The organism is Lawsonibacter sp., from assembly GCF_022777125.1.
Taxonomy (GTDB): domain Bacteria; phylum Bacillota; class Clostridia; order Oscillospirales; family Oscillospiraceae; genus Lawsonibacter_A; species Lawsonibacter_A hominis.
On record NZ_JALFGV010000057.1, the window covers coordinates 1 to 9,251 of the forward strand.

Below are 9,251 nucleotides of genomic sequence, written 5' to 3' on the forward strand. Positions count from 1 at the left end.
CGAGGGCTTCGTGCTCAAGGTGAGCGGCCTGGATCGGGTATGGGAGGCCAACCGCCGCCTGCGGGCGGAGAGCGGCATCTCCCTGGCCCGGCTGGCCAGGGCGGCCCTGGGCCGGGGGCTGACCGGCCTGGAGTTCGCCCACGGCATCCCCGGCACTCTGGGGGGCGCAGTGGTGATGAACGCCGGGGCCTATGGCGGGGAGATGGTTCAGGTGCTCACCGCAGTCACCTATCTGGACGGGGCGGGGGAGGAGCGCACCCTGCCCGCCGCCGAGTGCGCCCTGACCTACCGGCACAGCCTGTTCTCCGACCACCCGGACTGGCTTGTCCTGGAGGCGGAGCTGGAGCTCCAGCCGGGAGATGCGGAGGCCATCCAGGCCCGCATGGACGAGCTGGCCGCCAAACGGCGGGAGAAACAGCCCCTGGAGTGGCCCAGCGCCGGGAGCACCTTCAAGCGGCCGGAGGGGCGCTTTGCCGCCGCGCTTATCGAGGAATGCGGGCTCAAGGGCACGCGGGTGGGCGGCGCCCAGGTGTCGGAGAAGCACGCGGGCTTTCTCGTCAACCGGGGCGGAGCCACGGCGGACGACGTGCGGCGGCTCATCGCGCGTGTCCAGGAGACGGTTCTGGCGCGCACCGGCGTAGCGCTGGAGCCGGAAGTGAAATTTTTGGGATTTTGAGGACTGTGACCAATATGGAATTGATACTGATCTCCGGCCTGTCCGGGGCGGGAAAAAGTAAGGTGGCCTCCTTTTTGGAGGACATCGGATTTTATGTGGTGGACAATCTGCCCGCCCCGCTGATCCCGAAATTTGCGGAGCTGTGCATGGCCTCTCCCGGGCGGTATGAGCGGGTGGCCCTGGTCACCGATATCCGGGGCGGACAGACCTTCGAGGGCCTCTTCGAGGCGCTGTCGGCGCTGCATCGGATGGGCTGCGATTATAAGATCCTCTTCGTGGAGGCCGGCGTGGAGACCATCATCAAGCGCTATAAGGAGACCAGGCGCATCCACCCGCTGGCGGGCGCGTCCCGTTCCCTGGATGAGGCGGTGCGCCAGGAGCGCACGGTGCTCGCACCCGTCCGGCAGCGCGCGGAGTACATCATCGACACTTCGGCCCTGACCAACGCCAAGCTGCGGGGAGAGGTGCTGCGGATCTTCGGCGGCGGGGCGGATACGCCCGCGATGAGCGTCAACGTCATCTCCTTCGGCTTTAAATACGGCATCCCCATCGAGGCCGACCTGGTGTTCGACGTGCGCTTTTTGCCCAACCCCTACTATATTGCCGAGCTGCGCCATCAGACCGGCCTGGACGACGGGGTGTACAGCTTCGTCTTCGGCTACCAGCAGACCCGCGACTTTATGACCCATATGGAGCATCTGATGGGCTTTTTGCTGCCGCAGTATGTGGAGGAGGGAAAGACGGTGCTGGTCATCGGTGTGGGCTGCACCGGCGGACAGCACCGCAGCGTCGCCATTACCCGCGCCCTGGCGGAGTTTATCCGCCGGAAGGGCTATCCGGCCACGGAAAACCACCGGGACATGACCCGTGCATAAGGAGGGCGCAGTGATGGAACATGACGAATGCGCCCAGGCCGGGTGGGAGCAGCGGGGGCCCCGTGTGGTCGCCATCGGCGGCGGCACCGGCCTTTCCACCATGCTGCGGGGCCTGAAAAACCACACCAAGAACCTGACCGCTATCGTCACCGTGGCGGATGACGGAGGCGGATCCGGCAGGCTGCGCCAGGACCTTGGCATGCCCCCGCCGGGGGACATCCGCCACTGTATGGAGGCCCTGGCCAATGTGGAGCCGGTCATGCAGCAGCTGTTGACCTACCGCTTCCCGGCAGGCTCCGGCAACCTGACGGGCCAGTCCTTCGGGAATCTGATCCTGGCGGCCCTCAACGGCATTTCCGATTCCTTCGACCAGGCGGTGGCCCGCATGAGCCAGGTGCTGGCCATCTCCGGCCGGGTGCTGCCGGTGACCAATGCCGACGTGGCGCTGGAGGCCACCTTTGAAAACGGCGCCACGGTGCTGGGGGAGTCCAAGATCTGTGCCTTCAAAAAGGCTCAGGACTGCCGCATTGAGAGTGTGCGCTTGCTGCCCGAGCATCCCAAGGCGCTGCCGGAGGCGGTGCGTGCGATCCGTCAGGCCGACCTGATCCTGCTGGGGCCGGGAAGCCTGTATACCAGCGTCATCCCAAACCTGCTGGTGGACGGCATTTCCGATGCGGTGTGCGCCTCCGACGCGCTGAAGATCTACATCTGCAATATCATGACCCAGGATGGGGAGACCGAGGGCATGACGGCCTGCGACCATGTGAAGGCCCTGCTGCGCCATTCCGCCCCGGCGCTGGTGGACCTGTGCCTGTGCAACTGCGCCCCCGTGCGCCAGGGCCTGCTGGAGCGCTACCGGGAAGAGGACGCCGCTCCCATCGTTGTGGACCGGGACGCGATCGAAGCGCTGGGCGTGGAGGTGGTGGAGCGGCCCCTGGCCTCCGAGACCCAGGATTACGCCCGCCACTCCGTCCGGCGTCTGGCCCAGGCGGTGATGGAACTCTACAGCGAACGGGCGGACACGAAAATTTTTTAAACCCGCCTGGACCAGCGTTCTTCTCATCGGTTTGCCGGGGCGGGGGGGAGGTAGCCCATGTCCTTTTCTTCACAGGTGAAAGCGGAACTGTGCCGCTCGTCCCTCTCCCGCCGCTGCTGCGCTCAGGCGGAGGCCTACGGGGTGCTGCTCTATTGCAACCAGTTTACCCCCCGGCAGGTGCGGATCGTCACGGAGTCGGCGGAGTTTGCCCAGCGTCTGCCCGCTCTGTTTCAGAAAGCCTTTCGCCTCGCCTTTGACCGCATGCCGGAGGAAGGGGCGGGCAAGCGGACCTTTCAGATCACCGCGCCGGACAAGCTGTGCGCCCTCTTTTCCGCCTTTGGCCAGAACCCGGCGGAGAGCTTGGCCCACCACATCAATTTTGCCGTGCTGGAGGAGGAACACTGCCGTACGGCCTTTTTCCGGGGGGCCTTTCTGGCGGGCGGCTCGGTCACTGACCCGGCCAAGCGCTACCATCTGGAGCTTGCCACTGCGCACCTGAGCGTCAGCGGAGAGCTGCGCGCGCTGCTGCTGGAGGCGGGGTTTTCCCCCAAGGAGACCCTGCGCAAGGGGAACAGCCTGACCTATTTCAAGCAGAGCGAGGCGATTGAGGATTTTTTGACGGCCATCGGCGCGCCGCTGGCCGCGATGGAGATCATGAACGCCAAGGCGGAGAAAGACTTGCGGGGGAGCGTCAATCGCCGGGTCAACTGTGACGCCCACAACCTGGACAAGGCGGTGGACGCCGCCCAGGAACAGATCGAGGCCATCTATACGCTGGAACAGCGGGGCATGCTGGCGGAACTGCCGGACAAGCTCAAGGAAGCGGTGGATCTGCGCATGGCGCATCCGGAAATGACACTGTCCCAGCTCTGCACCCTGTGCGACCCGCCGGTGAGCAAGTCGGCCCTCAATCACCGGCTGCGAAAGCTGTTGGGACTGGCGAAACGGTGAGGCCCTTGCGGGCGATGGGAAACGGGAGAGGGAGCGGAAGGATGGAACGGAAACTGAATTCCATTTGGAAAAAGCAGCTGCTGTGCTGCGTGGCGGTCTTTTTTGCGGGCCTTCTGGCCGGATACCTCCTGCACAACGGCGTGCCCGTCATCCTGGGCGGAGCCGTGCTGTGCGTGAGCGCAGTGGCCGCCGAGCGGGGCCTGCGCTGCCCGTCCTGCGGTGAGAGCGTCTTCAAACAGGCCATGGAGCGCACTTCGGAGGGCGGGTTTGCCTGTCCCAAGTGCAAGAAACGCATGGAATGGCGGTAGGGCGGCGCAGCGTCCGCCCTGCCGCTCACCGGAGAGAACAAAAAGGAGCTGAATCGCATGTCCTTCGTCCACCTGCATGTCCATACGGAATTTTCTCTGCTGGACGGCGCCTGCCGCATCACGGAGCTGGTCAAGCGCGTCAAGGAGCTGGGACAGAGCGCCGTGGCCATCACCGACCACGGGGTCATGTACGGCGTGGTGGACTTTTATAAGGCCTGCAAGGCGGCGGGGGTCAAGCCCATCATCGGCTGCGAGGTCTACGTAGCCCCGCGGAGCCGCACCGACCGCGTCCACGAGTACGACGCGGAGGCCCGCCATTTGATCCTCCTGTGCAAAAACGAAGTAGGCTACCGCAACCTCTGTTTTCTGGACTCGGCGGCCTTTACCGAGGGCTTCTACATCAAGCCGCGCATCGACAAGCAGCTGCTGCGGGAACACGCGGAAGGCCTGATCGCCCTGTCCGCCTGTCAGTCGGGGGAGGTGCCCCGCCTGATCCTGGCGGGCAATTACGAGGCCGCCAAGGCCGCCGCGCTGGAGATGCGGGAGCTCTTTGGGGCGGACGGCTACTATCTGGAGCTTCAGGACCACGCCTTGCCCCGGGACCCGGAGATCAATCAGGGACTGCTGCGCATCCATCAGGAGACCGGCATTCCCCTGGTGGTGACCAACGACGCCCACTACCTCCGCCGGGAAGACGCCCAGATGCAGGACACCCTGATGTGCATCCAGATGGGCAAAACGGTGGACGACCCCAATCGCCTGAAGATGGAGACCCAGGAACTTTATGTGAAGTCCGCCGAGGAGATGGCGGCCCTCTTTCCCGACTATCCCCAGGCGGTGGAGAACACGCAGAAGATCGCCGACGCCTGCAATCTGGAGTTCCGGTTCGGCGTACACCATCTGCCGGAATTCAAGCTGCCCGAAGGCTATGACGACGGGGACGCCTACTTCCAAAAGCTCTGTGAAGAGGGGTTTGCCCGCCGCTACCCCGACGCCCCGGCGGCCTATCGGGAGCGGCTGACCTACGAGATGGGCGTCATCCGGCAGATGGGCTTTGTGGACTACTTCCTCATTGTCTCCGACTTCATCGGCTACGCCAAGGGGCGGGGCATTCCGGTGGGGCCGGGCCGTGGCTCGGCGGCGGGGAGCATGGTGGCCTACTGTATGAAGATCACCGATGTGGACCCCATGAAATACAGCCTCTATTTCGAGCGCTTTCTGAACCCGGAGCGGGTCACGATGCCTGATATCGACATCGACTTCTGCATCCGCCGCCGCCAGGAGGTCATTGAATATGTCCAGGACAAGTACGGCGCCGACCACGTGGCCCAGATCGTCACCTTCGGCACCATGGCCGCCCGCGGGGCCATCCGGGACGTGGGCCGGGCCCTGAACATCCCCTATGCCGATGTGGACGCGGTGGCCAAGCAGGTGCCGTCCACCCTCCACATCACTCTGGACGACGCCCTCAAGCTCTCCAAGCAGCTCAAGGACTCCTATGAGGGGGACGAGCGCATCCGCACTCTCATCGACACGGCGCGGGCCATCGAGGGCATGCCCCGCCACGCCTCCACCCACGCCGCCGGGGTGGTCATCACCCGCAGGCCGGTGGTGGATTATGTGCCTCTGGCGAAAAACGACGAATCCGTGGTCACGCAGTATGTGATGACGACCCTTGAGGAGCTGGGCCTGCTCAAAATGGATTTTCTGGGCCTGCGCAACCTGACCATTCTGGATGACACCGTGAAGCTGGTAGCGGCAAAGCAGCCGGGCTTTACGCTGGCGGATATCCCGGACTCCGATCCGGAGGTGTTCCGGATGCTTTCCGACGGGCGGACCTCCGGCGTGTTCCAGATGGAATCGGCGGGGATGACCGGCGTATGCGTGGGCCTCAAGCCCCAGAACATTGAGGACATCACCGCCATCATCGCCCTCTACCGCCCCGGCCCTATGGATTCCATCCCGCGCTTCATCGCCTGCAAGCACAATCCGGACAAGGTCAAGTACAAGACCCCGCTTCTGGAGCCTATTTTGTCGGTGACCTACGGCTGTATCGTTTATCAGGAGCAGGTCATCGAGATATTCCGCAAGCTGGCGGGGTATACTCTGGGACAGGCGGATATGGTGCGCCGGGCGATTTCAAAGAAAAAGCGGGCCCAGATCGAACAGGAGCGGAAATCGTTCGTCTACGGCGATTCGGACCGGGGCATCACCGGCTGTGTGAACCGGGGCGTCCCGGAGCAGACGGCGCAGGATATTTACGATGAGATCGAAGCCTTTGCCGAGTACGCCTTCAACAAGGCCCACGCGGTGAGTTACGCCATCGTGGCCTATCAGACGGCCTGGTTCAAGTATCACTACACCAAGGAGTACATGGCCGCCCTGCTGACCTCCGTACTGGATTCCAGCGAGAAGGTGGCCGAGTATATCGCGGAATGCAAGGAATGCGGCATCCCCCTGCTGCCGCCGGATATCAACGAGTCCGGGGCGGATTTCACCGTGTCCGGCGACCACATCCGCTTCGGACTGGTGGCGGTCAAGGGCGTAGGGCGGGGATTCATCAACGCCGTGCTGGCGGAGCGGGAACAGGCGGGAGCCTTTTCCAGTTTTCCGGACTTCTGCCAGCGCCTGTTTGACGCGGACCTGAACAAGCGGGTGCTGGAGAACCTCATCAAATGCGGGGCGTTTGACAGCATGGGCGTCTATCGTTCCCAGCTGCTGGACGTGTGCGAGTCGGTGGTGGACCAGATCGCCCAGACCCGCCGCAAGAACCTGGAAGGCCAGTTTGACCTGTTCGGCGGGGGAGGGGACGTGACGGAGTCCGCCCCGGCGATGCACCTGAAGAATCTCCCGGAGTACAGCCGCAGTCAGCTGATGCGTATGGAAAAGGAGACCACCGGCCTTTATCTCACCGGCCATCCCATGGACGAATACCGGGACCTGGCCAAGCGCTTCCAGGCGGCGCCCATCGGCGGCGTGCTCTCCGACTTTGAGCAGGAGAGCGGGCCCAGCGCCTACCGGGACGGCCAGCGCCTCACGCTGGCCGGAGTCGTGACGGCCTCCAAGACCAAGACCACCCGGAACAATACGCTCATGGCCTACGTAACGCTGGAGGACGACACCGGCTCGCTGGAGATGCTGGTTTTTGCACGGGTGCTGGCGGAGTGCGGGCCTTATCTGAAAGAGAATATGCCCATCCTGGCGGAGGGGCGCATCTCCGTCCGGGACGAGAAGGCGCCCCAGCTCATGTGCGACCGGGTGCGCCCTCTGGAGCAGGCGGGCACAGCCGCACCCGCCGCTTCCGAAGAGAGTGGAAAAGCAAAAAAGCTTTACATCCGTGTGCCCAGTATGGACGACCCCCGCTGGAAAAAGATCCAGCTGATTTTGACCATGTTCCCGGGAGAGGAGCTGTTCAAGGCAAAGTTCGAGGCGGAAAACCAGTGGACGAGCCCCACTCCGGTGGTGGTCCATCCGGCCCTGGTACGGGAGCTGGAGGAACTGCTGGGGGCGGAAAATGTCGTCGTGAAGTGAGGAGGCCTACCTGTGAATATTAAAAAGCTCACCTCGCTGATCTTCAACCGGACGGTGCTGATTGCGGCCCTGATCGTTTTCCAGGCGGCATTGCTGCTGGTGTCCATGGTGTTTTTTTCCGCCTTTTTCGTTTATTTTTATTGGAACTGTGTGATCCTGTCCATCCTGGCGGTACTGATCATCGTCTCCCGGCAGACGGACCCGGGGTATAAGATCGCCTGGATCATCCCGATCCTCATTTTCCCGGTCTTCGGCTGGCTGGTGTACCTGCTGTGCGGCGGCAACCGTCTTTCCGCGCGGATGCGGCGGAAAATGCAGGGAATGGACCGCAAGATGATCGAGGTGCTGGAGCAGGACTGTAAGGCGGAATCCCTTTCGGGCTTTGGAATGGATGCGGTGATCCAGTCCCGTTACCTGGAGCGGTATGCCCACTGTCCCGCCTATACCAATACCGATACCCGCTATTTTCCGCTGGGGGACGACGCGTTTCCGGTGATGCTGGAGGAGCTGCGCCATGCAAGGCGCTATATTTTCCTTGAATACTTTATCATCGCTCCCGGTATCTTCTGGGACTCTGTGCTGGAGATCCTCAAGGAAAAGCACGCTGCGGGCGTGGATGTGCGCATCATCTACGACGATGTGGGGTGCCTGCCCACGCTGCCGATGCGGTATGACCGGAAGCTGGAGGCCGAGACCGGCATCCCCTGCTGCTCGTTCAACCGCTTCAAACCGGTGCTCTCCATCCGCATGAACAACCGGGACCATCGGAAATTCTGCATCATCGACGGGCACACCGCCTTTACCGGCGGCATTAACCTGGCCGACGAGTATATCAATGCCAAGCCGCGCTATGGGCACTGGAAGGACAGCGCGATCCAGGTCAAGGGGGCGGCGGCTTGGAGCATGACGGTGATGTTCCTGACGATGTGGGAATACATCCGGGAGGTAGAGGAGGACTATGACCGCTTCCGGGCGCCTGCGCCGCCTGCCGGGGCAGAGCCGGGCGGGAACCATTTCGTGCAGCCCTATACGGACAACCCGCTGGATAACGAGGCGGTGGGGGAGACGGTATACCTGAACCTCATCAACAAGGCGCAGAATTATGTTTATATCATGACGCCTTACCTGATCGTCAGCGACAGTGTGAATACCGCCCTGTGCAACGCGGCCAAGGCCGGGGTGGACGTGCGCATCATCACGCCCCACGTCCCGGACAAGCGCCTGGTCTTTGAGCTGACCCGCGCCCACTACCAGCCCTTGCTGGAGGCGGGCGTACAGATTTTTGAATACACGCCCGGCTTTGTCCACGCGAAAAATTTTGCAGTGGACGATCGTTACGGCACGGTAGGCTCCATCAACCTGGACTACCGCAGCATGTTCCTGCATTTTGAGGATGGAGTTTGGCTTTGCAATGACCCTACGGTATTGGAGATCAAGGCGGATTTCCTGGCGACCCAGGCCCGGAGCCAGGCGGTCACCCTGGAACAGTGCCGCGGCCACTCCTGGCCCCGGAAATTTCTGCGCTCCATCCTGCGGGTGGTGGCGCCGCTGGTGTGAACGAGCCGCCCCCGCCGGAAAACCGGCGGGGGCGGCTCAGTGTGCGGAAAGAGTATCGTCATTGCCCGCCTCGCAGAGTTCCGCCGCCCGCAGGCGGCGGAATCAAATTAGGCCGCTTGTATATCGGGGGGCGGCTTTGAGGGGCGGTCAGGAGCGCGCAAAGTAGGCCGCACGCCCGTCTGCGGTGCGCCGCTCGATCCGCCCCAGGGCGGCCAGATGATCCAGATGGGACATGCATTCTCCCACGGCGAACCACTTCTGAGTCTCCGGAAACTCCGCCCAGGAAGCGGCGCGGATCTTCCAGCTCATATAGCCTG

Annotated in this window: 7 protein-coding genes; all 7 read left to right on the forward strand. The window is 63.2% G+C overall.

The window, feature by feature from the left end:
- Window positions 1-676: UDP-N-acetylmuramate dehydrogenase (murB, locus tag MR825_RS04675; RefSeq protein ID WP_287879199.1), on the forward strand; the 676-nt coding region annotated here is incomplete at its 5' end.
- Between the two features lie 14 nt (window positions 677-690).
- Window positions 691-1,551, forward strand: a complete 861-nt coding sequence (gene rapZ, locus MR825_RS04680) for an RNase adapter RapZ (RefSeq protein WP_186907870.1) — start codon at window positions 691-693, stop codon at window positions 1,549-1,551.
- A 13-nt stretch (window positions 1,552-1,564) separates the two neighbouring features.
- Window positions 1,565-2,587, forward strand: coding sequence for a gluconeogenesis factor YvcK family protein (locus MR825_RS04685; RefSeq protein ID WP_186907869.1), 1,023 nt, complete (start codon window positions 1,565-1,567; stop codon window positions 2,585-2,587).
- 57 nt (window positions 2,588-2,644) lie between these two features.
- Complete coding sequence (gene whiA, locus MR825_RS04690) at window positions 2,645-3,538, forward strand: DNA-binding protein WhiA (protein ID WP_186907868.1); 894 nt, start codon at window positions 2,645-2,647, stop codon at window positions 3,536-3,538.
- 41 nt (window positions 3,539-3,579) lie between these two features.
- Complete coding sequence (locus MR825_RS04695; protein ID WP_186907867.1) at window positions 3,580-3,846, forward strand: hypothetical protein; 267 nt, start codon at window positions 3,580-3,582, stop codon at window positions 3,844-3,846.
- Between the two features lie 57 nt (window positions 3,847-3,903).
- Window positions 3,904-7,377, forward strand: coding sequence for a DNA polymerase III subunit alpha (locus MR825_RS04700; protein WP_256175884.1), 3,474 nt, complete (start codon window positions 3,904-3,906; stop codon window positions 7,375-7,377).
- 18 nt (window positions 7,378-7,395) lie between these two features.
- Window positions 7,396-8,934, forward strand: coding sequence for a cardiolipin synthase (gene cls / locus MR825_RS04705; protein WP_441328107.1), 1,539 nt, complete (start codon window positions 7,396-7,398; stop codon window positions 8,932-8,934).
- Window positions 8,935-9,251 lie beyond the last annotated feature (317 nt).